Genomic DNA, 26,417 nt, shown 5'->3' with positions numbered 1-26,417 from the left:
TGCGAGCCTGCTCGCGATAGTGGTGTGACAGTCAAAGTCGATATCGACTGATGCCCCGCTATCGCGAGCAGGCTCGCACACATTGGTTTTGTGTCGGGCCCATTAGCCGGAGATGATGCGGTTCTTGCCCTGATGCTTGGCTTCATACATGGCCGCATCCGCCCGGGCAAAAAGGCTGTCGAGGCTTTCGTCCTCGGGAGTGAGGCTGGTCAGGCCCTGGCTGACGGTGATGCCGAACGTCTGGTCGTCATGACTGAAGCTCAATCGCTGAATCTCCCGCTGCAAGCGCTCGGCCACTTGCATGGCCATGTCCGGTGCACAACCGGGGAATACCGCGGCGAACTCCTCTCCGCCGATGCGACCGAAGACATCACCGCGACGCAAGGCGCCGCGACCGCTCTCGGCGAGCCGCTGCAGCACGTTGTCGCCCTCCTGATGGCCGTAGGTGTCGTTGATTACTTTGAAGTCATCGATGTCCAGCAGCAGGAACGCCAGTGGCGTACCTTGCTGCCGAGCCTGTTCGAACTCATGGTGCGCGCATTCGAAGAAGTGTCGGCGATTGCTACTTTGGGTCAGCACGTCGGTGGTGGCCAGGCGGTGCAGTTCGGTTTCCATCTGCTTTTTGTCGGTGATGTCTTCGGCAATGCCGACGATGATCACCGGTTGCCCCGGCTCGGCCTGACGGTTGATGAAGCACTTGTCGCTGAGCCAGCGTACCTCGCCGTCGGCGTTGATGATTCGGTACTCACGGTCTTCAACGGCGCCTTTGACCAGCACTTCGGCCAGGCTGCGCTCGGCGTAGTCCAGATCGTCGGGGTAGATGCTGTCGCGCCACTGGTTGTAGTCGGACAGCAACAGACCTGCGGAGCGGCCGAAAATCCGTTCATAGGCCGGGCTGACGTAGACCACCTGGCGGGTTTCCCAGTTAAAGGCCCAAAGCACTGCGTTGACGCTCACCAACAGGGAGCTGAACAGCTGTTCGCGTTCGCTCAGGCGCGCCACTTCGCCTTGGGCATGCATCAGCGCCATCAAGGTTTGCGCGGCCTCGGGCCACTGGGGTAAGGATGAGTCTTGCAGGTTCTTATTGACCATCGACACAGATCTCAAAGGGCGTGCCGCGTTTCGACAGCGGCCACAACAAAGCCCGCCGTAGTGGCGAAGTGTCTTTGAGATAGGGGATTTTGAGCGAAGTTCCGAAGGGTGCGCCCGCGAACGGGGCGCACCGATCAACGGCGTCAGACAGCAGCAGGGCGTAGGGAGTAGGTCTTCAACTGATCGGCGAAGTCGCGCAGGGATTGAATCCCGCTGGCTTCGGCTTCGTGAACCCAATCCTTGATGGCGGCCAGCATATCGTGACCATTTGAGCTGGTCTTGACCCAGATCTGCTGCAAGGCCAGGCGTTTCTCGTAAATTACCTTCAGGGCCTGACTGTGCTCGAGCATGGTCTGGATGCGAACGTGGTGTTTTTCATCCAGCAGGCTGGTTTCCCGCGAAAGCAGGCGTTTGGCCCGGTGGAACTGGTGACGGACCGAGTGATCGACCTTCTCCAGTTCTTGTTTGACCAGTGGCGCGATCACCAGCTTGCGGTACTGGGCCATGATCTGGAAGCGGTTGTTAAGGATGGCCATGGCGGTGTCCATGTCCAGATTGCCTTTACCTTCGACCCGGTGGGCAATCGGTGCAACCCGCTGGACCTTGGCCAAACGGAAGAAACTGAAGACCTGGATCCAGGCCCAGCCGAGATCGAATTCCCACTTTTTCACCGACAATTTTGCCGAATTAGGGTAGGTGTGATGGTTGTTATGCAATTCTTCGCCGCCGATCAGGATGCCCCAGGGCACCAGATTGGTCGCCGCATCGCGGCATTCGAAGTTGCGGTAGCCGACGGCATGGCCCAGGCCATTGACCACACCGGCGGCCCAGACCGGGATCCACATCATCTGGATGGCCCAGATGGTGATGCCGATGGTGCCGAACAGCAGCAGGTCGATGACGCCCATGATCGCGACGCCCAGCAGCGGGAAGCGGCTGTAGAGGTTGCGTTCGATCCAGTCTTCGGGGCAGTTCTTGCCGTAGATGCGCAGGGTTTCGGGGTTTTCCGCTTCGGCGCGGTACAGCTCGGCGCCTTTGCGCAGAACGGTGGACAACCCCTTGATGACCGGGCTGTGCGGGTCATCGACGGTTTCGCATTTGGCGTGATGCTTGCGGTGGATGGCGGTCCACTCGCGGGTGTTCTGCGCCGTGGTCAGCCACAGCCAGAAGCGGAAGAAATGTTTCAGGCCAGCATTGAGCTCAAGCGAGCGATGGGCTGAATAACGGTGCAGATAGACCGTGACGCCGACGATCGTCACGTGGGTCATCAGCAGGGTGACTGCCACCAGTGACCAGGGCGACAAGCCGAGAAAACCTTCGTACCACATAGGCTATAGGGCCCTCGATAAAGAAATAAACAGCCGTTGCATTATCACTTAGCTCACAGATAAAACCAGTCACCCTTTCAGATAAGAGTGGCTGGATGTTTCTTTAACCTATAATTCCATCCTTTTTGAAGGGACATGGACCGCCGAATGTCTGCCACCTATCGCGATGCCTTGCGTGCCGCACTGCTTTACCTTCTGGTTTCCGTCGGTTGGTTGCAGTTCAGTGGTCATTTATTGAACAGTTTCTTCGATAGCTCCAATGAGCTACTGCGGTGGCAACTGATCAACGGTTACGCGTGGGTAATATTCAGTGCCGGGTTGATCTTCATCGCCCGGGCGCGATTGTTCCGCTGCCTGGGGATCGGCACCAAGTTGCGTGAGCGCGGTGAGGACCAGGAGCGTTTGCGTCAGGCAGCCGCGGTCTTCGATTGCACCCGCGAAGGCGTGCTGGTCACCGATAGCAAAGGCTTGATTGTCCATGTGAACCGGGCCTTCATGGAAATCACCGGTTACCAGAGTGACGAAGTGCTGGGTCAGCCGCCCAGCCTGTTCAAGTCCGGTCGTCACCCGGCGAGCTTCTATCAGGCGATGTTCGCTGCACTCAACAGCGTCGGCGAGTGGAGCGGGGAAATCTGGAATCGCCGCAAAAGCGGCGAGATCTATCCGCAATGGCAAACCATCCGCATCGTTCACGACGACCAAGGCCTGCCCAGTCATTACGTGGCGGTGTTTTCCGACCTCAGCGCGATCAAGAATTCCGAGCATGAACTCAAGCACCTGGCTCACCACGATCCCTTGACCGATCTGCCCAACCGTCTGCTGTTTACTGATCGCGCCGAACAGGCTCTGGCCTCGGCGCAGATTCACAAGCGCGGCTGTGCATTGCTGATGATCGATCTGGATCACTTCAAAATGATCAACGACAGCCTCGGGCACACGATCGGTGACCAGTTACTCAAGGCTGTGGCCGAGCGCTTGAAGGCCATGTCCGGCCCGGGGATTACCCTGGCGCGGCTGGGCGGCGATGAGTTTGCCGTGCTGGCGGAAAGCTGTCCGCAACTGGTGCATGCCGCGGCGCTGGCTCAGCGGATCATCGACGGCCTCAAAGAGCCTTTCCAGATCGATGGGCATCAGCTGTTCATCAACGCTAGCGTCGGTATCAGCCTGTTCCCCGGCGATGCCTTGAGTGCCGAGCAGCTGCTGCGCAATGCCGACTCGGCCCTGTTCAAGGCCAAAAGCGCTGGTCGCGACGGCTACGCCCTGTACACCGAAGAACTGACCGCCCATGCCCAGTTGCGGGTCGAGACTGCATTCGAGCTGCGCCGCGCGCTGGAGCAGCACGAATTGCGGGTGCATTACCAGCCGGTTCACGACCTCAAGACCAGTCGCCTGATCGGTGTCGAGGCGCTGGTGCGCTGGGAGCATCCGCAGCGCGGGCTGGTGTCTCCGGCAGAATTCATCCCCATCGCCGAACGCACCGGATTGATCGCCGAGATCGATGCCTGGGTCATGCAGCAGGCTTGTCAGCAAATGTGCCAGTGGCAGCAGGCGGGAGTGGTGTTGTCGTTTGTCGCGGTGAATGTTTCGTCTCGATTGTTCGCTCGCCGTGAGCTGTTTCAGCAGGTGGCGAAGGTGCTGCACGAAACCGGGCTGGACCCGGCCTATCTGGAGCTGGAAGTCACCGAGAGCGCGGTGATGGAGGACCCGGAAGTGGCGCTGGAACAAATGCATCGAATGCGCGAGCTGGGTGTGCGGCTGGCCATTGATGACTTCGGCACCGGGTATTCGTCGTTGCTGCGACTCAAGCGGTTGCCGGTGCAGAAGCTCAAGATCGATCAGGGCTTTGTGGCCGGTTTGCCGTGGGATGAGGATGACGCGGCGATCGTGCGGGTGATCATCGCCCTGGCGCAAAGCATGGGGATGCAAGTGCATGCCGAGGGGATCGAGCAGGTTGAGCAGGCGGGTTTCCTGCTCGAGCATGGCTGCGATCTCGGGCAGGGCTACTGGTTTGGGCGGCCGGTGTCGGCTGAGCAGTTGGATTGGGATCGGGTGCCAGTGATTCGCTAAAACCGAAAAGATCGCAGCCTACGGCAGCTCCTACAAGGAGCGGTGTGCAATCCTCCATATGCGCACGTACATCCGCCCGGTAGGAGCTGCCGAAGGCTGCGATCTTTTGATCTGTGCGTGGCCAAGCGCTACGCAACCTCTTCACCTCGCCACACAATTTTATTTGGTTATATAAACATTCTTAAATAGTCTTTTTAAGAATATCTGCGCTTATCTACTATTGCTCTCACGCCGCAAGCAGTGCCGCCACTGCCAGGCAACCTCTCAGTCGAAGGAGCAGCACCATGAGCGCATCCCTACGTAGCGTTGACGGTCAAGACGAAGCCACCATCTTGCGTGAGATCCAGAGCGCATTGCGCGATCTGCGGTTCGGCGCAGTGGAAATCACCGTGCACAACGCCCAGGTGGTCCAGATCGAACGCAAAGAAAAATTCCGCTTGCAGAACCCGAGCAACAAACCGAGCTGAAATCAAAAAGATCGCAGCCTGCGGCAGCTTCTACGGGGGATTGGTGTAGGCGCTGCCGAAGGCTGCGATCTTTGACAGGCAACCCCGATTCCAGACCATAAAAAAGCCAACACAAAACAGAATTCCAGGAGCTTTCACCATGTCGTCGATTCGTCATTTCGCTTTGGCCGCCCTGGCCAGCGCCCTTTTTGCTGGTTCCGCGGTTGCCAAGGATTACGAGTTGCTCAACGTGTCGTACGACCCGACCCGTGAGCTGTACCAGGACTACAACGCCGAATTCACCAGTTTCTGGAAGAAAGCACATCCAGACGACAGCGTGAAAATTCAACAGTCCCACGGTGGTTCGGGCAAGCAAGGCCGTGCAGTGATCGACGGTCTGCGGGCCGACGTGGTGACCCTGGCCCTGGCCGGTGACATCGATGAAATCGCCAAACTGGGCAAGACCCTGCCCGCCGATTGGCAGAAGCGTTTGCCGGAAGCGAGCACGCCTTACACCTCGACCATCGTGTTCCTGGTACGCAAAGGCAACCCTAAAGGCATCAAGGACTGGGGCGACCTGGTCAAGAACGATGTATCGGTCATCACCCCGAACCCGAAAACCTCCGGAGGTGCGCGCTGGAACTTCCTTGCGGCCTGGGCCTATGGCCTGAAAGCCAACGGCGGCAATGAGGCCAAGGCCAAAGAATACGTGCAGACCCTGTTCAAGCACGTGCCAGTGCTGGACACCGGTGCTCGCGGTTCGACCATCACCTTCGTCAACAACGGTCAGGGCGACGTGTTGCTGGCCTGGGAAAACGAAGCCTTCCTGGCGCTGAAAGAAGACGGTGGCGCCGACAAGTTCGAGATCGTCGTGCCTTCGCTGTCGATCCTTGCCGAACCTCCGGTAGCCGTGGTCGACAAGAACGCCGAGAAAAAGGGCAACACCGAGATCGCCGAGGCGTACCTCAAGCACCTGTACAGCCCGGCCGGTCAGGAAATTGCGGCGAAGAACTTCTATCGTCCACGTGACAAGGACGTCGCCGCCAAATACGCCCAGCAGTTCCCGAAACTGGACCTGGTGACTATCGACAAGGACTTCGGCGGCTGGAAAACTGCCCAACCGAAATTTTTCAATGACGGTGGCGTGTTCGACCAGATTTACCAGGCGCAGTAACCTGAAATAAGCCATAAACGAGCCCCGGATTCACGTTCGGGGCTTTGCGCGTTCTCAACCAAGGACTTTTATGTCGCGTCGTATCTCCCCCGTCATACCCGGCTTCGGGCTGACGCTGGGCTACACCTTGGTGTACCTCAGCCTGATTGTGCTCATTCCACTGGCGGCGATGTTCGTGCATGCCGCCCAACTCACCTGGGATCAGTTCTGGGCGATTATTTCGGCGCCACGGGTGCTGGCGGCGTTGAAGCTGAGCTTCGGCACCGCGCTGTACGCCGCGATCATCAACGGCATCATCGGCACGCTGCTGGCCTGGGTGCTGGTGCGCTACACCTTCCCGGGACGCAAAATCATCGATGCGATGATCGACCTGCCGTTCGCACTCCCTACGGCGGTGGCCGGTATCGCGCTGACTGCGCTGTACGCACCGAATGGTTGGGTGGGTCAGTTCGCCGCGGACCTCGGCTTCAAGATTGCGTATACCCCCCTGGGCATCACGCTTGCCCTGACGTTTGTGACCCTTCCATTCGTAGTACGTACCGTACAGCCAGTATTGGCCGATATTCCCCGTGAAGTCGAAGAAGCGGCTGCTTGCCTGGGGGCCAAACCCTTGCAGGTTTTCCGGCACATTCTGGTACCGGCGCTGTTGCCGGCCTGGCTGACTGGTTTTGCGCTGGCGTTTGCCCGTGGCGTCGGTGAGTACGGTTCGGTGATTTTCATCGCCGGCAACATGCCGATGAAAACCGAAATCCTGCCGCTGCTGATCATGGTCAAGCTCGACCAGTACGACTACACCGGCGCTACCTCCATTGGTGTTCTGATGCTGGTGGTTTCCTTCATCCTGTTGCTGCTGATCAACTTGCTGCAGCGGCGCATCGAAACCCCATAAGGAGGCGCACAAATGTCCCAATCGTCTATTGCTGCTGCTTCCTCGAACGCTTCCCGCCGTGGCAGCGCCTCATCGCGGCGACTGCTGATCGGCCTTGGCTGGCTGATTTTTGCCCTGTTCCTGTTATTGCCGCTGGTGATCGTGGTGTCCCAGGGCCTGAAGCTCGGGATCGGTGCGTTCTTCACCGCGATTTTTGAACCGGATGCCTTGTCGGCCCTGAAACTCACGGTGATCGCCGTGCTGATTTCGGTGCCGCTGAACCTGGTGTTCGGTGTCAGCGCGGCGTGGTGCGTGAGCAAGTATTCGTTCCGCGGCAAAAGTATCCTCGTGACCCTGATCGACCTGCCGTTCTCGGTGTCGCCGGTGATCGCCGGTCTGGTCTACGTGCTGATGTTCGGTGCCCAGGGCCTGTTCGGGCCGTGGTTGCAGGACCACGACATCCAGATCGTCTTCGCCTTGCCAGGCATCGTGCTGGCGACGATTTTCGTCACCGTGCCGTTCGTGGCGCGTGAGTTGATCCCGCTGATGCAGGAGCAGGGCACTCAGGAAGAGGAGGCCGCGCGCCTGCTCGGGGCCAATGGCTGGCAGATGTTCTGGCACGTCACCGTTCCCAACATCAAATGGGGCCTGATCTACGGCGTGGTGCTGTGTACGGCGCGTGCGATGGGTGAATTCGGTGCGGTGTCGGTGGTTTCCGGGCACATTCGCGGGGTGACCAACACCCTGCCGCTGCACGTCGAGATCCTCTACAACGAATACAACCACGTGGCCGCGTTCGCGGTAGCGAGCCTGTTGCTGATCATGGCGCTCTTCATCCTGCTGCTCAAGCAGTGGAGCGAAAACCGTATTAACCGCCTGCGCGCCAGCGCCGCGGAGGAATAATTCATGTCGATCGAAGTGCGTAACGTCAGCAAGAACTTCAATGCGTTCAAGGCGCTGGACAACATCAGCCTGGACATTCAAAGCGGCGAGCTCGTCGCGTTGCTCGGTCCGTCCGGCTGCGGCAAGACCACGTTGCTGCGGATCATTGCCGGTCTGGAAACCCCGGATCAGGGCAGCATCGTGTTCCACGGTGAAGATGTCTCCGGCCACGACGTGCGTGATCGCAACGTCGGTTTCGTGTTCCAGCACTACGCGCTGTTCCGCCACATGACGGTGTTCGACAACGTCGCGTTCGGCCTGCGCATGAAACCGAAAAACCAGCGCCCGACTGAAAGCCAGATCGCGGTGAAAGTCCACGAACTGTTGAACATGGTGCAACTGGATTGGTTGGCGGATCGCTACCCGGAGCAACTCTCCGGTGGTCAGCGTCAACGCATCGCGTTGGCCCGCGCCCTGGCGGTGGAACCGAAAGTCCTGCTGCTCGATGAGCCTTTCGGCGCCCTCGACGCCAAGGTCCGTAAAGAACTGCGTCGTTGGTTGGCACGGCTGCACGAAGACATCAACCTGACCTCGGTGTTCGTGACCCACGACCAGGAAGAGGCCATGGAAGTCGCCGACCGGATCGTGGTGATGAACAAAGGTGTGATCGAACAGATCGGTTCACCGGGTGAAGTCTACGAAAACCCGGCCAGCGATTTCGTCTATCACTTCCTCGGCGATTCGAACCGTCTGCATCTGGGTGAAGACAACCACGTGCTGTTCCGTCCGCACGAGGTGTCGTTGTCGCGGCATGAGCTGGAAGATCACCACGCGGCCGAGGTGCGGGATATCCGTCCGTTGGGCGCGACGACTCGGGTGACGTTGAAAGTCGAAGGCCAGAGCGAATTGATCGAAGCTGAAGTGGTCAAGGATCACGACAGCCTGGTTGGCCTGGCGAAGGGCGAGACGCTGTTCTTCAAGCCCAAGGTCTGGCAGAAAGTCGCCAACCTCTAAAGCCAAAAGATCGCAGCCTGCGGCAGCTCCTACAGTGGATTTGTGTTGATCACAAAATTATGGTCAACGGAAAACCCTGTAGGCGCTGCCGCAGGCTGCGATCTTTTAAAGCGGCCTAAGCCGCCGCATTTTTCGGATTGACTCGCACCCCACCGACCCGTGCCTCGATCTGGTCTTTCAGCTCATGCCGCAACCCCAGCAAAAACGCCAACTCAACCACCACAAACAACGGCCCGACAATCAACCCCGTCACATCATCGACAAACGCCGGTTTACGGCCTTCGTAGTGATGACCGACAAACTGAATCGCCCAGCCGATCACAAACATCCCGACGCCACTCGCCAGCCACACCAGCGTGCTTTGCTGCGCCAGCGCTTGACCTGCCCAGATGCACAGACCGAGCAACACGGTCATCAGCACCCCGAGGCGCAACTCCAGGCGCAGGTAAAACCACGCCGATGCCAGCGCCACCAGCACCGCCGGTGAAAGCCAGCCCCCGGCCCATTGCGGACGGGACAGCAACACCGCCACCGCCACGACAATCAGCGGAATGCCAATGAAATGGGTGGCAATATTGCGCGGGTCTCGGTGGTAGGCGGCGTATTGACTGAGATGGTCAACGAGGCTTTTCATTGTTATTCCTCCTGTAGGGTGATTGATCATGCCCCGGGTTCACCTCTCGCTCTGTCAGCCAGGCGACAATCTCCAGGAGTTTTCATGGACATGCAGGTTTGGCGTTCACGCCTGATGAGCGGCCAGTGGTTCAGCCATTTACCTGTTTCCTTACAGGATAGTCTGCTGGCCGCCGCCAAGGTGCGGCACTTGTCGCCCGGCCAGCGGCTGTTCAAGCGCGGCGATCCGCCTTGCGGGTTGTATGCGGTGCTTGAAGGATCAGTGCGCATCGGTGCAGTGAGCGAGCAGGGTAAGGAGGCGCTGCTGAGCCTGGCGGAATCGCCGCACTGGTTCGGCGAAATCTGTCTGTTCGACGGTCAGCCGCGCACCCATGATGCGTTCGGCCTGGGCCATTGCATCCTGTTGCACATCCCGCAAACCGCGCTGCTGGCGTTGCTCGATGAGCAACCGGTGTACTGGCGGCAACTGGCATTGCTGATGAGCCACAAACTGCGCCTGGCGTTCATCAATCTCGAGCAGTTGAGCCTGATGCCTGCGCCGGTACGCCTGGCGCACCGCTTGCTGATGATCGCCCAGGGCTATGGCGAAATCGACCCGCCGCGACGTGTCCTGCAACTGCCTCAAGAGCAATTGGCGTCGATGCTGTCGCTGTCGCGCCAGACCACCAATCAGATCCTCAAGGACTTGCAGGGGCAGGGGATTCTGAATCTCAGGTATGGCGAAATTGAAATTCTGGATGCCGAGCGGTTGCGGGCGTTGGCGGTGATTTGATGAAAAGGATCGCAGGCTTCGCCAGCTCCTACAGGTATCCGCCATTCCAATGTTGGAGCTGGCGAAGCCTGCGATCTTTTAAAACCCGGCGGTAGTGGTGGGCTTTGTCCTCGAAGGCGCCTAGCCTGTGATGACGACAATCGAGGTGTGCCATGCGTGTGCTGTTAGTGGAAGACGAACCCGAAGCCGCCAAGCTTCTGGCCAAGGGCCTGAGCGAGGCGAGTTATGCGGTGGATGTGGCGGTCAACGGCATGGATGGCCGTCGCTTTATCGAATCCGGCGAGTACGAGCTGATCATCCTCGACGTGATGCTGCCGGGGCTCAACGGCTGGCAGTTACTGCAGCAGATCCGCAAACTCGGCGAAACCCCGGTACTGTTCCTCACTACCAAGGATGGTATCGAGGATCGCTTGCGCGGGCTGGAGCTGCATGAGGATGACTACCTGGTCAAGCCGTTTGCTGTGAGCGAATTGGTGAAACGGGTGCGCAAGGTGTTGCGGCGGGATCGGGGGCGTTGAGGTCTCTGCGGTGTCTGAACAATCGCCATCGCGAGCAGGCTCACTCCCACGTTTGAACACCATAGAATCCATGTGGGAGCGAGCCTGCTCGCGATGAGGCCGGAAAACCCGACACACCTTCCGGATCTGTCACCGCAACCCATCCCGAAACTGCCCCGGCGTCATCCCGGTCCAGCGCTTGAACGCTCGACTGAAGCTGCTTGTATCCGCAAACCCCAGCAAATAGCTGATCTCACTCAACGAACATTGCGGATCACGCAGGTGCAGCAGCGCCAGGTTTTCGCGACTTTCATTGAGCAGCGTATCGAACCGACAGCCCTCATCCGCCAAGTGCCGTTGCAGGCTGCGCAAGCTCAGGTGCAGAGCCTGGGCGATGCGTTCGGCGCTGGGTTCGCCTTCCGGCAATTGCTCTTCAATGGCGTCGCGGACCTTGCGTTCCCAGGTCAGCGGCTTGAGTTGTGCGAGGGTGCGCTTGAGCACCGCTTCGTTGTGCTCGGCCAGTTCCGGGTTGGCGTCGTCCAGGTGGCTGTCGAAATCCACCAGGGCAAATTCCAGTCGATCTTCTTCCGCGGCGAAGTACACAGGCGAGCGAAAAACTTTGTGCCATTGATGAGCGTCGCTCGGTTCCGGGCGCCGCAGATACACCGCCAGTGGCGCGTAGTCGCGACCGAGACGATTGCGGCAGGTGCGCACATAAATCGCTGCGAAGGCGTCAATGGCTTCGAAGGCCGGGGCCGGGTTCCCGGGCGGGATTTTCAGGCGAAAGCGATAGCGGTCCTCGGCGCGGGTCAGCTCCAGTTCCAGGGCATCGCTGACCACCTGGTGATAACGTACGATGCGCTCGAAGACCTCCCGCAGACTGCCGCTGGCCACCAGCGCGTAACCGAGCGCGTGGAACGTGGTGGGGCTGACGAAACGGGAGACTCGCAAACCAATCGCCGGATCACCGCTGACCTGCACCGCGATTTCCCACAGGCGCGTGGTGCCGGACAACGGGTAACGGGCGTTCGGGTCGTCCATCAGTTGCGGGTCGAGCCCCGCCTGTTGGCACAGGGCGGTGCTGTCGAGGCCCAGCGCATCGAGTTGCTTGCGCAGGGCGCGGGTCCAGCTGGCGAGGGAGGTCGGTTCAGTCATGCTGATTGGCGCTTCCGGTCAACAGGTTGGCGTTCACGGCTACCGCGTTGCGAGGGTTCACAAGGCAGGATGCGAACATCAATAACCAGAGGATGGAAGCATGGACGGTACTTCTGCAAGTCCCCAGCGACTGAATGCAGCACAGCGATCAGCGCATATTCGTGAGGTCGTGCTGGCCAAGGGCGTCGAACTGCGTCAGCGCTACCCGATTCTCAAGCATCAGGACGCCCTCGGCGCAAGTATTCTGGCCTTCGCGCTGGCCGGGATGATCGGTTCGGCGGCGCTCTACATCAATGGATACATGGCCTGGTGGGCGTGCCTGCTGCTCAATGCGTTTTTCGCGTCGTTGACCCACGAACTGGAACACGACCTGATCCACAGCATGTACTTTCGCAAACAGCGCGTGCCGCACAATGTGATGATGGGCCTGGTCTGGCTGGCGCGGCCAAGCACGATCAACCCATGGATTCGCCGCCACCTGCACCTCAATCACCACAAGGTGTCCGGTACGGAAACCGACCTGGAAGAACGGGCGATTACCAACGGCGAACCCTGGGGTTTCGCGCGACTGCTGATGGTCGGCGACAACGTGATGTCAGCGTTCATCCGCATGCTGCGGGCCAGGACCTGGGCTCACAAGATCAGCATCATCAAGCGCACCCTGATGGTTTACGCACCGCTGGCGCTTGTGCACTGGGGCGCGTGGTACGTGTTCCTTGGTTTCCATGCGGCCAATGGCATCACGCAGTTGCTGGGGGCGCCGATTGAATGGTCGGCAACCACCTTGTCGGTGATGCAAGTGATCGACATCGCAGCAGTCGTCATCATCGGGCCGAATGTGTTGCGCACTTTTTGCCTGCACTTCGTCAGCTCGAACATGCACTACTACGGTGATGTGGAACCGGGCAACGTGATTCAGCAGACCCAGGTGCTGAACCCTTGGTGGATGTGGCCGTTGCAGGCGTTCTGCTTCAACTTCGGCAGCAGCCACGGGATCCATCACTTTGTGGTGAAGGAACCGTTTTACATCCGTCAGATGACCGTCCCGGTGGCGCATAAGGTAATGCGCGAAATGGGTGTGCGGTTCAACGATTTCGGCACGTTCGGCCGGGCGAACCGCTTTGTGCGCGAGGAAACGATAGCGCCGCAGGAGGTGCGTGCCGCGCAGGTTTGATCGATGCACCTGGAAACTCAAATGACGGTCATCAATTTGACCCAAACGGACGCTACGTTATGACGCAAGCAGGGATGGCTGGACGGTCACCGCAGGGTGATCGTCATATGCTGTTTTGATCTATTAAAGTAATTAAATATTCCTTTATTAGATAACCGTTTCAGCCAATCATCGCGTTAACAGATTTTGAGTTTCCGGGGCCGTCTCCTTGGCAGGGTGCGGCCCCTTTTTTGTCCCGAATAAATCGACCCCTGATAAACCCTGTGGGAGCGAGCCTGCTCGCGATGACGGTGGATCAAGCCATCAATGTTGAATGTGCTGGCGCATCGCGAGCAGGCTCGCTCCAACAGGGCTGTCGTATATTCGATATGGATCTTAATAAATAGCTTCTTATTCCTTAGCGAATATAACTCTCCTCCCTATACTCGATCAGGAACAGACACGCAGCAGGAGAGCACCCCCATGCGCAACGAATCAATTCGCTATCTGATTGTGCCGGGCTGGCAAGGATCGCCAGAAGATCATTGGCAAAGCCACTGGCAGAACAGCCTGCCGAACAGCGCACGGGTGGAGCAGGCCGACTGGCTGACGCCGCGTCGTGAAGACTGGGTCGCGGCGCTGGCCGAGGCGATTGCCGCCGACAGCACGCCGGTGATCCTGATCGCCCATAGCCTGGGCTGCATCACCGTCGCCCATTGGGCGGCCACTGCACCCTTGCCGTTTTTGCGTCAGGTTCGCGGTGCCTTGCTGGTCGCACCTGCGGATGTCGAGCGTCCGGCCTGCGCGCCGGCGCTGCGCAATTTCGCACCGATCCCAACCCACCTGCTGCCATTCCCGAGTCAGGTCGTCAGCTCCGATAACGACAGTGCCGTGAGCGCACCGCGTGCTCTGGAGCTGGCGCGTAACTGGGGGGCCGAGGCGGGGATTCTGTCGGGCGCCGGGCACATCAACGTGAAGTCCGGTCACCAGCGCTGGGAGCAGGGTTTTGCCTACCTCTATCGCCTGCAGAACCGAATGGAACATCACGCCCTGCGACGCGCTTGAACCTTTTATTTTTTTCTATTTTTTAAATCGCCCCCGTCTCCCGGCGGTTTTGGGCGGGAGTCTGCCATGAGTTTTGAAGCCTTCGGTCAGCCGCTGCTGACCTTTCCTGACGCAGAAAAAAGTCCCCTGAGCATCCGCGCCAAGGCGCTGGTGTTCGTCGATCCGCGCTCCCGGCAGTTGCGCCAGGAGCTGGAGCAACTGGCCCCGCGCTCGATCTCCGTGTTGATCCGTGGTGAAACCGGTAGTGGCAAAGAATTGCTGGCGCGGCACATCCACCGCGCCAGTGATCGCGGCGGGTTGTTCGTTTCGGTCAATTGCGGTGCGATCAGCCCGACTTACGCCGATGCCGAATTGTTCGGCTACGCCGCCGGCAGTTACAGCGGTTCGGCCAGCAGTCGTGCCGGCTGGTTTGGTTCAGCCAACGGCGGCACGCTCTACCTGGACGAGATCGGTGATCTGCCGTTGCCCATTCAGGTCAAGTTACTGGCTGCCCTGGAAAACCATGAAGTCACCCGCGTCGGTGCTCATCAACCCAGCCCGGTGGACGTGCGTCTGGTGGCGGCCACCAGCATCGATCTGGCCCAGGCGGTCGCCGCCGGGAAATTCCACGAGCGGCTTTATCACTACCTCAGTGAAGGTCAGCTTGAACTGCCGGCCTTGCGTGAACGGGTGGGCGATATCCTGTCGCTGTCCGAGTACTTCCTCGGCATCTACAGCCAGCGCCTGGACTTGCCGGTGCCGCTGATCAGTGAGGCCGCGCAGCATTTGCTGGAGCAGCACCGCTGGCCGGGCAACACCCGCGAGCTGGAAAACGTCATTCACTTTGCGCTGTTGGTGAGTACCGGCGACGAGATTTTGCCGGAGCATTTGAATCTGCCCGAGGCGACTGCATCGTTGCCGCAAATCGAACAGCAAGTGACCCAAACGATCAAAAACGGCACGCCAACCGAGCGATCCGAATTGAAGCGTTTGCTGGAAAGGCTGACGCAGACGCTGTAGCGATCTGTATGAACAAAATGGAATATGAAAGTGAATAAAAGATATTGTTCGGGAATAAAAAATCCCGGTATTGTCCGCTTCACGCCAGAGATAGCACTTCACTGGCACACGTACTAATAGCCGTCGTCAATGACGACCGCGATATTCGATAAGGACACTGCATGAAAAAGGTTCTGTTGTTCACCGCACTGGCGGCTGCCCTGACCGCGGGCCTGGCCCAGGCTGGCGAGAAACTGGTGGTTGCGGCGACCCCGATTCCACACGCCGAGATTCTTGAACTGATCAAGCCAACCCTCGCCAAAGAAGGCGTGGACCTGGAAATCAAAGTGTTCACCGACTACGTTCAGCCGAACGTGCAAGTTGACCAGAAGCGTCTGGACGCCAACTACTTCCAGACCCTGCCCTACCTGAAAAACTTCAACGAAGGCAAAGGCACCAACCTGGTGACCGTGATCGGCGTTCACGTTGAACCGTTCGGCGGCTACTCGAAGAAGCACAAATCCTTGGCCGAGCTGCCAAACGGCGCAACCATCGCTCTGCCGAACGAAGGCAGCAACAGCGGTCGTGCCCTGCTCCTGCTGCAGAAGGCTGGCCTGATCGAGTTGAAAGACCCGAAAAACGCTCTGGCTACCCCGAAAGACATCGCCAAGAACCCGCACAACTTCAAGTTCAAGGAACTGGAATCGGCCATGCTGCCACGTGTTCTGGACCAGGTTGACCTGGACCTGATCAACACCAACTACGCACTGGAAGCGGGTCTGAACCCGGCTAAAGACGCGCTGCTGATCGAAGGTGCGGATTCGCCATACGTGAACTTCCTGGTGGCTCGTCCGGACAACAAGGACAGCGTTGCCATCCAGAAGCTGGCCAAGGCTTTGACCAGTCCTGAAGTGAAAGCATTCATCGCCAAGAAGTACAGCGGCGCGGTACTGCCGGCGTTCTGATTCGCGAGGTAAACCCCTTCAAGGTTTCAAACGCCGACGGCTTATACAGCGTCGGCGTTTTTTATGGCGCTTACATATCAAAAGATCGCAGCCTTCGGCAGCTCCTACGGGTGTCCACATAACCCTGTAGGAGCTGCCGAAGGCTGCGATCTTTTTGCTTTTTGCTTTTTGCTTTTTGCAGTTCAGGCCACCCTGGCCTTCAACGCCCTGCGTAACGCCACCAGTAACTTCACAATGTCCTGCGGGTCCAGTCGCTGGGGTACCTTTACGTCAGCCATTCTCTCTTCCTTGTGATGGTTCGGCCGGGGAGTCTGGCCAAAAGCTGTTCGTCCTTGGAGGGGCATTTCGAAAAAAAGATCCTTCCTACAGCGAAAAGGAAAATAGTCGTCTTCCTCCTTCGCAGCAAATCCGCAGGATAGTTTTTTGCGTGATATCAATATGCTTTAACAGTATTTAAATTCTTCTTTTTATACCTTTAAAGTCGGTGCCTGCCGGGTGGTTATCCACCGCCCATGGACTGCACCACCGTCGCTTACCCTGCGGCGTCCAGGATGTTCAATGAACTTCGATTACGCTTTTATCCTCAGCACCTTGCCGGCGTTTCTCAAGGCCGTGGGCGTGACGCTGCAGGTCGGTTTCATCGCCATCGGCACGTCGTTGCTGGTGGCGCTGATCAACGCGACGATTCTGGTGTTCCGCACGCCTTACCTGCAGCGTCTGGTCGGGCTGTACGTAGAGTTGGCGCGCAACACGCCACTCCTCATTCAGTTGTTCTTCGTCTACTTTGCCTTGCCGGCGCTGGGCATCAAGGTCTCGGGCTTCGCCGCGGCGATCATCACCATGACGTTCCTCGGCGGTGCTTACCTCACGGAAGTGCTGCGCGCCGGTGTGGACGCGGTGCCTCAGGCGCAGCTCGAATCCGGTCGCTCCATCGGCCTGTCCCACGGGCAATTGCTGCGCTACGTGATCCTGCCACAAGCCGGGATCCTCAGCCTGCCGTCGCTGTTCGCCAATTTCATTTTCCTGCTCAAGGAAACCACCGTGGTTTCGGCGGTGGCGGTGCCGGAGATTCTCTACACCACCAAAAGCTACATCGCGCTCTACTACAAAACCTACGAAATGCTCGCCGTGCTGACGCTGATCTGCGTGCTGCTGTTTTTGCCGCTGTCGCTGCTGCTCAGCCGTCTGGAAAGGAGGCTCCAGCATGGCCAGTTCGGGTCTTGAGTTGCTCTGGGTGTCGTTGCCGCAACTGGGCAAGGGCGCCGCGCAAACCCTGTCGATTTCTTTCCTGAGCATCGCCATCAGCACCGTCGGCGGCGTGCTCTACGGCGTGTTGCGCACACTGAATTCGAAATGGCTGAACGCAATCCTGCGGGTTTATCTGGAACTGTTCCGGGCGATCCCGGTGCTGGTCTGGCTGTATTTGCTGTTCTTCGGTTTGCCGATCTTTTTCGGCCTGAGCATTCCGAGCTTCTGGTGCGCGGTGCTGGTGCTGTCGCTGTGGGGAGCCAGCGAGGTCGGCGAAGTGGTACGCGGCGCGTTGCATTCGTTGCCGCGCGGCCAGCGTGAAGCGGGGTTGTCGATTGGCTTGAACGGGCCGCAACTCTACGGCTACGTGCTACTGCCCCAGGCGCTGAAGCGCATGACGCCGCCGACCATCAATGTCTACACGCGGATCATCAAGACCAGCTCCCTGGCGGTGCTGATCGGCGTGGTGGACGTGATCAAGGTCGGTCAGCAGATCATCGAACGCACCTACGAATCAGTGCTCATCTACGGCGCGCTGTTCCTGTTTTTCTTTTTCATCTGCTACCCGTTATCGGCCGCCTCGCGCGTGCTGGAGCGGCGCTGGACGCAAGCATGAGCGCATTGATCGAGTTCAAGGGTTTCAACAAATTTTTCGGTGAGCAACAGGTGCTCAACGGTATCGACTTGAAGGTGAAGTCGGGTGAAGTGATCGTTATTCTCGGCCCCAGCGGTTGCGGCAAAAGTACCTTGCTGCGTTGCCTCAACGGGCTGGAAGTCGCCCACAGCGGCAGCCTGAATTTTGCCGGCCGCGAGTTGCTGGGCAAGGACACCGACTGGCGCGAAGTGCGACAGCAGATCGGCATGGTGTTCCAGAGTTATCACCTGTTCCCGCACATGAGCGTGCTCGATAACTTGCTGCTTGGCCCGGTCAAAGTGCAGAAACGTGACCGCCGCGAAGCCCGGGCCCAGGCCGAAGCCTTGCTGGAACGCGTGGGCCTTTCGGACAAGCGCGATGCCTTTCCCCGGCAGCTCTCCGGCGGTCAGCAGCAACGCATCGCAATCATCCGTTCGCTGTGCATGAACCCTCAGGTCATGCTCTTCGACGAAGTCACCGCCGCCCTCGACCCGGAAATGGTCAAGGAAGTGCTGGAAGTCATCCAGGGCCTGGCCCGCGAAGGCATGACCCTGTTGATCGTCACCCACGAAATGGCCTTCGCCCGTGCCGTGGCTGACCGAATCGTGTTCATGGATGCCGGGCGAATCCTTGAGCAAAACCCTCCCGAGATTTTCTTTACGAACCCGCAAACCGCACGAGCGCAGCAGTTCCTGGAGAAGTTTTCCTACGTCGCCGCACTACCCAAAATGACTCAAACAAAGGAACTGGAACTGCCATGAAAACTGCCAAGTCTTCTCTGCTATTAGTGCCGCTGTTCGGCCTCGCGCTGCTGGCCGGCTGCAACAAAACCGAAGAACCACCCAAGCCGAAAGTCGCCAGCGAAAGCACCGCGCCGGCCGGTTATCTGGAAAAAATCAAGGCGCGGGACAAGTTGATTGTCGGTGTTTTCACCGACAAGCCACCGTTCGGTTTCGTCGATGAAGCCGGGCGTTACGTGGGGTTCGATACCGACATCGGCCGTCGATTTGCCAAGGATCTGCTGGGCGATGAAAACAAGATCGAGTTCGTCGCGGTGGAACCGGCGAGCCGGATTCCATTCCTGCAAAGTGACAAGGTCGATCTGATCCTGGCCAACATGACCGTCACCCCGGAGCGCAAGGAAGCGGTGGAATTCACCAATCCGAACCTCAAAGTCGCGGTGCAGGCGCTCGTACCACAAGCCAGCACGGTGAAAAACCTTGATGACCTCGCGACCCGCACCACCATCGTCACCACCGGTACCACGGCAGATATCTGGCTGACCAAGAACCACCCGGACTGGAAACTGCTGAAGTTCGAGAAAAACTCCGAGTCGCTGCAAGCCCTGGCCAACGGTCGTGGTGATGCTTATGCGCAAGACAACCTGGTGTTGTTCAGCTGGGCCAAGCAGAACCCAGGCTATCGTGTGCTGAGCCAGACCCTGGGTGCTGAAGCACTGATCGCGCCGGCGGTGAAGAAGGGCAATATCGAACTGCGTGACTGGGTGAATGCCGAGTTGGCGAAGCTGGGTGAAGAGAAGTACCTGCTCAAGCTGTACGACCAGTATGTGCGCAAGGAATTGAGCGATGACACCAAGCCTGAGAGCGTGATTGTCGAGGGTGGGAAGTGGCAGGGGTGATAGACCCGAACATCTGAGTGACCGTTAAAAGATCGCAGCCTTCGGCAGCTCCTACAGGTGTACGCGTTCCTATGTAGGCGTTGCCGAAGGCTGCGATCTTTTCGGCTCTTCAAATCAATCCGGCCAATACCACGCCGGCTCATCCAGCATCCGCTGCCCCACAATCCCGGTCTGGCCGAGGGTCTTCTCCAGCACAATGCAATTGCATTCCGGGTCCTCCTGCAACGCCGAGATCAACCGCCGAGCATGAGAAACAACCCACACCTGACACTGCTCGGACACCCGGATAATCAACCGCGCCAGCGCCGGTAACAGGTCCGGATGCAAGCTGGTTTCCGGCTCGTTCAACACCATCAGTGTCGGCGGCCGCGGCGTCAGCAACGCCGCCACCAACAGCAAATAACGCAACGTTCCGTCCGACAACTCGGCCGCCGACAATGGCCGCAACAAGCCTTCCTGATAAAACTCGATGGCAAAGCGTCCGCCCTGCAACGGCGCGATATTCAATCGTGCGCCAGGGAAGGCGTCGCTGATCGCGGCCTGCAATGCCTCCGGATCGCCGATTTCGCGGATAGTCTGTAACGCGGCGGCGAGGTCGCGACCATCGTGGTGCAACACCGGCGTGCGGGTACCCAGTTGCGGTTGGCGCACCGGGGCATCGGCGTCACTGCGAAAGTGATCGTAGAAACGCCAGCGGCGGATGAACTCACGCAGTTGCAAGACTTCCGGCGAGGTGCGCAAGCTGCCGACCTGATCGAACAGACTGTCGAAATTCGGCGTGTGCTGAGCCAGCACCTCCCAACTACGGCCTTCCCGGGCGCGGATCATCGCGCCGTCGCGATCCACCAACAAGCTTGCCGGTCGGTAGAACGGACCGCTCCAGATGCATTCCTTTTTGATTTCCGGGTCCAGAGAAAACGCGGAATGACTCGGCTCCGGCAGACCCAGCGCGATCGAGTAGCTGAAGTCCTCACCGGCAAAACCCAGGCGCAGGCGCTTGACGCCGTGTCGCACGGTCGCCTCGATCGGGACTTCGCCATTGCGCATACGCCGGGTGATGTTTTCCGGGCCGGCCCAGAAGGTCGAATCCAGCCCGCCCTCGCGAGCCAAAGCATTGACCACGCCACCCTGAGCGGTTTCCGCCAGCAGGCGCAACGCCCGGTAAAGGTTGGACTTGCCGCTGCCGTTTGGCCCGGTAATCAGGTTCAGCCGACCCAGTGGGATCACCAATTTATTGATCGAGCGGTAATTGGCCACCGCGAGGGTTTTGAGCATGAAGGACTTTCTCTGTGGTCCCGAAACGGCATCAGGATAACCGCGTTGGCGAATTTACGTTGTAGGCGCTGCCGCAGGCTGCGATCTTTTGACTTTTAGCGATCGAGATATTGCCGGAAGATCAAAAGATCGCAGCCTGCGGCAGCTCCTACAGGGAAATGTTTGTCTGCGTGGGCGAAGGTGGAACCCTGCTCTAAGCTCACAGTCGTATCGACACTGGCACGCCCGTACAACGCAAAGGAGTCTGCATGGCTGGTCCCGGATTGAAAACAATGCTTGGCCTGAGCCTCCTGGCTTTGCTGACCGCCTGCGGCGATAAACCCCAGGTCGAAAAGGATCGCCCGCGGGTTTTCGTGCAAGAGGTCAAATCGGCTGACTACGCGGCCTCGGTGACCCTCACTGGCGATGTCCAGGCACGGGTGCAGACCGAATTGTCGTTCCGTGTCGGCGGCAAGATCATCCAGCGCATGGTTGATGTCGGCGACCGGGTGTCGGCCAAACAGGTGCTCGCCAAACTCGATCCCAAGGACCTGCAAACCAATGTCGACTCGGCCCAGGCCCAGGTTGTCGCCGAACAGGCCCGGGTCAAACAGACCGCCGCCGCTTTCGTTCGTCAGCAAAAACTCCTGCCCAAGGGCTACACCAGCCAAAGCGAATACGATTCTGCCCAGGCCGCATTGCGCAGCAGTCAAAGCGCCCTGACGGCCGCCCAAGCGCAATTGGCCAACGCCCGCGAACAACTGAGTTACACCGCGTTGATTGCCGATGCGCCGGGGGTGATTACCGCCCGCCAGGCTGAGGTGGGTCAGGTGGTACAGGCCACGGTGCCGATTTTCAGCCTGGCCACGGACGGTGAGCGCGACGCGGTGTTCAACGTCTATGAGTCACTGCTGGCCGAGGCGCCGTCGGATAAAAACATCGTGGTGAGCCTGCTCGACAACCCGAACATCAAGACCACCGGCACCGTTAGGGAAATCACCCCGGCCGTGTCTGCGCAGACCGGCACGGTACAGGTCAAAGTCAGCCTCAATGGCCTGCCCGAAGGCATGCAGCTCGGCTCGGTGGTGAGCGCCACCGCCAAGACGCCGGGCAAATCAGCGGTCGAACTGCCCTGGTCGGCGCTGACCAAAAACCTCAGCGACCCGGCGGTGTGGCTGGTGGACAACGACGGCAAGGCGCAGCTGCATACCGTCACCGTCGGGCGTTACCTCACCGGCAATGTCGTCATCAGCGACGGCCTCAAGGGTGGCGAAAAAGTCGTCATCGCTGGTGGCCAGCTGTTGCACCCCGGGGTGAAAGTGGAGATTGCCGAAAACACCTATAAAGACTTAGGCGCGGGAGCCCAGCCATGAAGCGCCTGTTGCTGGTGTCCGCCGGTTTGTTGCTGATCGCTTGTTCCAAGGAAGACGCACCACCGGAACCGGTACGTCCGGTGCTGTCCATTAAAGTCCTGGCTCTGGACGAGGAAAATCTCGGCCGCTTCGCCGGCAGCATCCAGGCCCGTTACGAAACCAACCTCGGCTTCCGGGTTCCGGGACGCATTGCCAGCCGCAACGTCGATGTCGGCGCCGAAGTCGAGAAGGGTGTCTTGCTCGCCACCCTCGACCCCACCGACCAGCAAAACCAGTTGCGCTCGGCTCAGGGCGATCTGGCTCGGGTCCAGGCGCAGCTCATCAACGCCCAGGCCAACGCCCGGCGCCAACAGGAACTGTTTGATCGTGGGGTCGGTGCGCAGGCACAACTGGACATTGCCCAGACCGACCTGAAAACCACCCAGGCGTCACTCGATCAAGCCAAGGCCGCGGTCGATCAAGCCAAGGACCAACTCGACTACGTCGAACTGCGCACCGATCACAAAGCCATCGTCACCGCGTGGAACGCCGAAGCCGGGCAAGTGGTGACCGCCGGCCAGCAAGTGGTCACCCTGGCGCAGCCAGACATCAAGGAAGCCGTGATCGACCTGCCCGACACCCTGGTCGACCAGTTACCGACAGACGTGGTGTTTCAGGTCGCTGTGCAACTGGACCCAAGCATCACCACCACCGCCATCGTTCGCGAAATCGAACCCCAGGCGCAAAGCGCGACCCGTACTCGTCGTGCCCGGCTGACCCTGACTGACACGCCGCCGGGTTTTCGCCTCGGCACGGCGATCAGCGTGACCCTCAGCTCGGCAATCAAACCGCGTATCGAACTGCCGGTGAGCGTGCTGCAAGACGTGGATGGCAAATCGCGGATCTGGGTCATCGATCCGCAGTCGCATACCGTTTCCCCGCGAGACGTCAGCCTCATCAGCCGCACTGACAGCACGGTGGTCCTGGCCGACGGTGTGAAGTCCGGCGAGCGGGTGGTCAGTGCCGGTGTGAACAGCCTGAAACCTGGGCAAAAAGTGAAAATCGATGAGGACAGCCCACAATGAAAGGGAGTTTCAACTTATCTGAATGGGCCCTCAAACATCAGTCGTTTGTCTGGTATTTGATGTTCGTCGGGCTGCTGATGGGCGTGTTCTCGTACCTGAATCTGGGCCGCGAGGAAGACCCGTCATTCACCATCAAAACCATGGTGATCCAGACCCGTTGGCCCGGTGCGACCCAGGAAGAAACCCTCAAGCAGGTCACGGACCGCATCGAGAAAAAACTCGAAGAACTCGACTCCCTCGACTACGTGAAAAGCTACACTCGCCCCGGTGAATCGACGGTCTTCGTCAACCTGCGCGACACCACCAGTGCCAAGGACATCCCGGAAATCTGGTACCAGGTGCGCAAGAAGATCAACGACATTCGCGGCGACTTCCCCAAAGGCCTGCAAGGACCGGGGTTCAACGACGAATTTGGTGATGTATTCGGTTCGGTGTATGCGTTTACCGCTGACGGCTTGTCGATGCGCCAGTTACGCGATTACGTCGAGCAGGTCCGCGCCGAGATTCGCGAAGTACCGGGGTTGGGCAAGGTCGAGATGGTTGGCGAACAGGACGAAGTCCTGTACCTGAATTTTTCCACTCGCAAACTGGCGGCGCTGGGTATCGATCAGCGCCAGGTGGTGCAGAGCCTGCAATCGCAGAATGCGGTTACTCCGGCCGGGGTGATCGAAGCCGGTCCCGAACGCATTTCCGTGCGCACATCCGGGCAGTTTGCTTCCGAGAAAGACCTGGCCAACGTCAACCTGCGACTCAACGATCGCTTCTATCGTCTGGCCGACATCGCCGACATCAGTCGAGGTTATGTCGATCCGTCAACGCCGGAATTTCGCTTCAACGGTCATCCGGCTATCGGCCTGGCCATTGCGATGAAGAAGGGCGGCAACATTCAGGCGTTCGGCAAGGCCCTGCACCAGCGCATGAACGACCTGACCGCCGACCTGCCGGTGGGCGTCGGCGTGTACAACGTTTCCGACCAGGCCGACGTGGTGGAAAAAGCCGTCGGCGGTTTCACCAGTGCGTTGTTCGAGGCGGTGGTGATCGTGCTGATCGTCAGCTTCGTCAGTCTCGGTGTGCGTGCCGGACTGGTGGTGGCGTGCTCGATTCCGCTGGTGCTGGCGATGGTCTTCGTCTTCATGGAGTACAGCGGCATTACCATGCAACGGATTTCCCTCGGAGCGCTGATCATCGCCCTCGGCCTGCTGGTGGACGATGCGATGATCACGGTCGAGATGATGGTCACGCGTCTGGAAATGGGTGAAACCAAGGAACAAGCGGCGACGTTCGCCTACACCTCCACGGCGTTCCCGATGCTCACGGGGACGTTGGTCACGGTGGCCGGTTTCGTGCCCATCGGCCTGAACGCCAGTTCGGCGGGCGAGTACACCTTCACGCTGTTTGCGGTGATTGCCGTGGCGATGCTGGTGTCGTGGATCGTCGCCGTGCTCTTCGCCCCGGTGATCGGCGTGCACATCCTCAGCGCCAACGTAAAACCCCACGACGCCGAGCCTGGGCGCATCGGCCGTGCATTCAACTACGGCATGCTCTGGGCGATGCGTAATCGCTGGTGGGCCATCGGCATCACCATCGCACTGTTCGTGGCATCGGTGTTTTCCATGCAGTTTGTGCAGAGCCAGTTCTTCCCGTCTTCGGACCGCCCGGAAATTCTCGTCGACCTGAACCTGCCGCAAAACGCCTCCATTGCCGAAACCCGCAAAGCCGTGGACAAGCTCGAAGCGACCCTCAAGGACGACCCGGACATCGTGCGCTGGAGCACGTACATCGGCGAAGGTGCAATCCGTTTCTACCTGCCGCTCGACCAGCAATTGCAGAACCCGTACTACGCGCAACTGGTGATCGTCAGTAAAGGCCTGGAATCGCGTAATGCCCTGAGCCAGCGCCTGCGTGAGCGGTTGCGCAAAGATTTTGTCGGCATCGGCAGCTATGTCCAGGCGCTGGAAATGGGCCCGCCGGTTGGCCGGCCGATTCAGTACCGGGTCAGTGGTAAGGACATCGATCAGGTGCGCAAACACACCATCGCACTGGCCACCGAACTGGATAAAAACCCGCACATCGGCGAGATCATTTACGACTGGAACGAGCCGGGTAAAGTACTGCGCATCGACATCGCCCAGGACAAGGCGCGGCAACTGGGGCTGTCGTCGGAAGACGTGGCTAACCTGATGAACAGCATCGTGGTCGGCGCGCCGGTGACGCAGGTCGATGACGATATCTACCTGATCAACGTGGTGGGCCGCGCTATCGATGCGGAGCGCGGTACACCGGAAACCTTGCAGAACCTGCAGATCGTCACACCGGGCGGCACGTCGATTCCGCTACTGGCCTTCGCCACCGTGCGCTATGAGCTGGAGCAACCGCTGGTCTGGCGGCGTGACCGCAAGCCGACGATCACCATCAAGGCGGCGGTGCGCGACGAGATCCAGCCGACCGACCTGGTGAAACAACTCCAGCCCGACATCGACAAATTCGCCGCCGGTTTGCCGGTGGGCTACAAGGTCGCCACCGGCGGCACGGTCGAGGAAAGCGGCAAGGCCCAAGGGCCGATTGCCAAGGTCGTGCCGTTGATGCTGTTCTTGATGGCGACCTTCCTGATGATCCAGTTGCACAGCGTGCAGAAGCTGTTCCTGGTGGCCAGCGTCGCGCCGCTCGGCTTGATTGGCGTGGTGCTGGCGCTGATCCCGACAGGCACACCGATGGGCTTCGTGGCGATCCTGGGGATTCTGGCGCTGATCGGCATCATCATCCGCAACTCGGTGATCCTGGTGACCCAGATCGACGCTTTGGAGAAGGACGGTCATGCACCGTGGGATGCCGTGGTTCAAGCCACGGAACATCGTCGCCGGCCGATTCTGCTGACGGCAGCGGCGGCGAGCCTGGGGATGATACCGATTGCGAGGGAAGTGTTCTGGGGGCCGATGGCTTACGCGATGATTGGCGGGATTATCATCGCTACCCTGCTGACGCTGCTGTTTTTGCCGGCGCTGTATGTGGCCTGGTACAAGATTCGCGAGCCTAAAAAGGAATCTGCCTGACCTAAAAGCAAAAGATCGCAGCCTGCGGCAGCTCCTACAGGGTGTACGCATTCCATTGTAGGAGCT

The 26,417-nt window shown here is 59.3% G+C and carries 24 protein-coding genes; 19 read left to right on the top strand and 5 right to left on the bottom strand.

The window, feature by feature from the left end; all coding sequences use genetic code 11:
- Window positions 1-102 precede the first annotated feature (102 nt).
- Entirely contained in the window at window positions 103-1,092 is a 990-nt protein-coding gene (locus ACYZUD_RS23045; RefSeq protein WP_462020295.1) for a GGDEF domain-containing protein, read from the bottom strand.
- Window positions 1,093-1,235: 143 nt separating this feature from the next.
- The gene (gene desA, locus ACYZUD_RS23040; RefSeq protein WP_462020294.1) at window positions 1,236-2,420 is read right to left on the bottom strand and encodes a delta-9 fatty acid desaturase DesA; all 1,185 of its coding nucleotides are present in this window, start codon (window positions 2,418-2,420) and stop codon (window positions 1,236-1,238) included.
- Window positions 2,421-2,567: 147 nt separating this feature from the next.
- Here desA and dibA point away from each other — a divergent pair, with 147 nt between their 5' ends.
- The 6 genes from dibA to ACYZUD_RS23010 all read left to right on the top strand — a co-directional run bounded on the left by dibA (window position 2,568) and on the right by ACYZUD_RS23010 (window position 8,871).
- Entirely contained in the window at window positions 2,568-4,487 is a 1,920-nt protein-coding gene (gene dibA / locus ACYZUD_RS23035; RefSeq protein WP_462020293.1) for a phosphodiesterase DibA, read from the top strand.
- Between the two features lie 284 nt (window positions 4,488-4,771).
- Entirely contained in the window at window positions 4,772-4,954 is a 183-nt protein-coding gene (gene oscA / locus ACYZUD_RS23030; protein ID WP_007945260.1) for a sulfur starvation response protein OscA, read from the top strand.
- Between the two features lie 139 nt (window positions 4,955-5,093).
- Window positions 5,094-6,107 carry a sulfate ABC transporter substrate-binding protein gene (locus ACYZUD_RS23025; RefSeq protein WP_462020292.1) on the top strand — a complete coding sequence of 338 codons (1,014 nt, stop codon included), beginning with the start codon at window positions 5,094-5,096 and terminating at the stop codon, window positions 6,105-6,107.
- Between the two features lie 70 nt (window positions 6,108-6,177).
- Window positions 6,178-6,996, top strand: a complete 819-nt coding sequence (gene cysT / locus ACYZUD_RS23020) for a sulfate ABC transporter permease subunit CysT (protein ID WP_462020291.1) — start codon at window positions 6,178-6,180, stop codon at window positions 6,994-6,996.
- 12 nt (window positions 6,997-7,008) lie between these two features.
- Complete coding sequence (gene cysW / locus ACYZUD_RS23015; protein WP_462020290.1) at window positions 7,009-7,878, top strand: sulfate ABC transporter permease subunit CysW; 870 nt, start codon at window positions 7,009-7,011, stop codon at window positions 7,876-7,878.
- Window positions 7,879-7,881: 3 nt separating this feature from the next.
- Entirely contained in the window at window positions 7,882-8,871 is a 990-nt protein-coding gene (locus tag ACYZUD_RS23010) for a sulfate/molybdate ABC transporter ATP-binding protein (protein WP_462020289.1), read from the top strand.
- A 115-nt stretch (window positions 8,872-8,986) separates the two neighbouring features.
- On the opposite strand, the gene ACYZUD_RS23005 is transcribed toward ACYZUD_RS23010, so the two are convergent.
- On the bottom strand, window positions 8,987-9,505 hold the full coding sequence (locus ACYZUD_RS23005; RefSeq protein ID WP_462020288.1) for an Mpo1 family 2-hydroxy fatty acid dioxygenase: 519 nt from the start codon (window positions 9,503-9,505) through the stop codon (window positions 8,987-8,989).
- A gap of 84 nt (window positions 9,506-9,589) precedes the next feature.
- On the opposite strand from ACYZUD_RS23005, the gene ACYZUD_RS23000 reads away from it, so the two are divergent.
- Complete coding sequence (locus ACYZUD_RS23000; RefSeq protein WP_462020287.1) at window positions 9,590-10,276, top strand: Crp/Fnr family transcriptional regulator; 687 nt, start codon at window positions 9,590-9,592, stop codon at window positions 10,274-10,276.
- A 152-nt stretch (window positions 10,277-10,428) separates the two neighbouring features.
- The gene (locus ACYZUD_RS22995) at window positions 10,429-10,794 is read left to right on the top strand and encodes a response regulator (protein WP_462020286.1); all 366 of its coding nucleotides are present in this window, start codon (window positions 10,429-10,431) and stop codon (window positions 10,792-10,794) included.
- 129 nt (window positions 10,795-10,923) lie between these two features.
- Here ACYZUD_RS22995 and ACYZUD_RS22990 read toward each other — a convergent pair whose 3' ends face one another.
- Window positions 10,924-11,928: an AraC family transcriptional regulator gene (locus tag ACYZUD_RS22990; protein WP_462020285.1), complete on the bottom strand. Its 1,005-nt coding sequence runs from the start codon at window positions 11,926-11,928 to the stop codon at window positions 10,924-10,926.
- Window positions 11,929-12,028: 100 nt separating this feature from the next.
- On the opposite strand from ACYZUD_RS22990, the gene ACYZUD_RS22985 reads away from it, so the two are divergent.
- The 8 genes from ACYZUD_RS22985 (at window position 12,029) to ACYZUD_RS22950 (ending at window position 19,610) form a co-directional block, all read left to right on the top strand.
- Window positions 12,029-13,102, top strand: coding sequence for a fatty acid desaturase (locus ACYZUD_RS22985; RefSeq protein WP_462020284.1), 1,074 nt, complete (start codon window positions 12,029-12,031; stop codon window positions 13,100-13,102).
- A gap of 462 nt (window positions 13,103-13,564) precedes the next feature.
- Window positions 13,565-14,146, top strand: a complete 582-nt coding sequence (locus ACYZUD_RS22980; protein WP_462020283.1) for an alpha/beta hydrolase — start codon at window positions 13,565-13,567, stop codon at window positions 14,144-14,146.
- A gap of 66 nt (window positions 14,147-14,212) precedes the next feature.
- Window positions 14,213-15,145 carry a sigma 54-interacting transcriptional regulator gene (locus tag ACYZUD_RS22975; RefSeq protein ID WP_462020282.1) on the top strand — a complete coding sequence of 311 codons (933 nt, stop codon included), beginning with the start codon at window positions 14,213-14,215 and terminating at the stop codon, window positions 15,143-15,145.
- A 161-nt stretch (window positions 15,146-15,306) separates the two neighbouring features.
- Window positions 15,307-16,089 carry a MetQ/NlpA family ABC transporter substrate-binding protein gene (locus tag ACYZUD_RS22970; protein ID WP_462020281.1) on the top strand — a complete coding sequence of 261 codons (783 nt, stop codon included), beginning with the start codon at window positions 15,307-15,309 and terminating at the stop codon, window positions 16,087-16,089.
- Window positions 16,090-16,647: 558 nt separating this feature from the next.
- A complete protein-coding gene (locus ACYZUD_RS22965) occupies window positions 16,648-17,313 on the top strand; it encodes an amino acid ABC transporter permease (RefSeq protein WP_008148239.1) in 666 nt (221 codons plus the stop codon).
- A complete protein-coding gene (locus tag ACYZUD_RS22960; protein ID WP_223415282.1) occupies window positions 17,294-17,953 on the top strand; it encodes an amino acid ABC transporter permease in 660 nt (219 codons plus the stop codon). Before ACYZUD_RS22965 ends, ACYZUD_RS22960 begins: the two co-directional genes overlap by 20 nt.
- The gene (locus ACYZUD_RS22955; protein ID WP_462020280.1) at window positions 17,950-18,732 is read left to right on the top strand and encodes an amino acid ABC transporter ATP-binding protein; all 783 of its coding nucleotides are present in this window, start codon (window positions 17,950-17,952) and stop codon (window positions 18,730-18,732) included. The genes ACYZUD_RS22960 and ACYZUD_RS22955 overlap by 4 nt, the downstream gene beginning before the upstream one ends.
- A complete protein-coding gene (locus ACYZUD_RS22950; RefSeq protein WP_462020279.1) occupies window positions 18,729-19,610 on the top strand; it encodes a transporter substrate-binding domain-containing protein in 882 nt (293 codons plus the stop codon). The genes ACYZUD_RS22955 and ACYZUD_RS22950 overlap by 4 nt, the downstream gene beginning before the upstream one ends.
- A gap of 114 nt (window positions 19,611-19,724) precedes the next feature.
- Here the strand turns inward: ACYZUD_RS22950 and ACYZUD_RS22945 are convergent, their stop codons facing one another.
- A complete protein-coding gene (locus ACYZUD_RS22945; RefSeq protein WP_462020278.1) occupies window positions 19,725-20,885 on the bottom strand; it encodes an AAA family ATPase in 1,161 nt (386 codons plus the stop codon).
- Between the two features lie 248 nt (window positions 20,886-21,133).
- On the opposite strand from ACYZUD_RS22945, the gene ACYZUD_RS22940 reads away from it, so the two are divergent.
- Genes ACYZUD_RS22940 through ACYZUD_RS22930 form a run of 3 tightly spaced genes read left to right on the top strand, consistent with a single transcriptional unit; the run spans window position 21,134 to window position 26,351 of the window.
- On the top strand, window positions 21,134-22,237 hold the full coding sequence (locus ACYZUD_RS22940; RefSeq protein ID WP_462020277.1) for an efflux RND transporter periplasmic adaptor subunit: 1,104 nt from the start codon (window positions 21,134-21,136) through the stop codon (window positions 22,235-22,237).
- Window positions 22,234-23,301 carry an efflux RND transporter periplasmic adaptor subunit gene (locus ACYZUD_RS22935; protein ID WP_462020276.1) on the top strand — a complete coding sequence of 356 codons (1,068 nt, stop codon included), beginning with the start codon at window positions 22,234-22,236 and terminating at the stop codon, window positions 23,299-23,301. The genes ACYZUD_RS22940 and ACYZUD_RS22935 overlap by 4 nt, the downstream gene beginning before the upstream one ends.
- Window positions 23,298-26,351, top strand: a complete 3,054-nt coding sequence (locus ACYZUD_RS22930) for an efflux RND transporter permease subunit (protein WP_462020275.1) — start codon at window positions 23,298-23,300, stop codon at window positions 26,349-26,351. Before ACYZUD_RS22935 ends, ACYZUD_RS22930 begins: the two co-directional genes overlap by 4 nt.
- The last annotated feature ends 66 nt before the right edge of the window (window positions 26,352-26,417 follow it).

The sequence above is a fragment of the Pseudomonas sp. XS1P51 genome, from assembly GCF_054897845.1.
The sequence above is the reverse complement of the archived record's forward strand: the minus strand, read 5'-3'. Positions and strand labels throughout refer to the sequence as shown.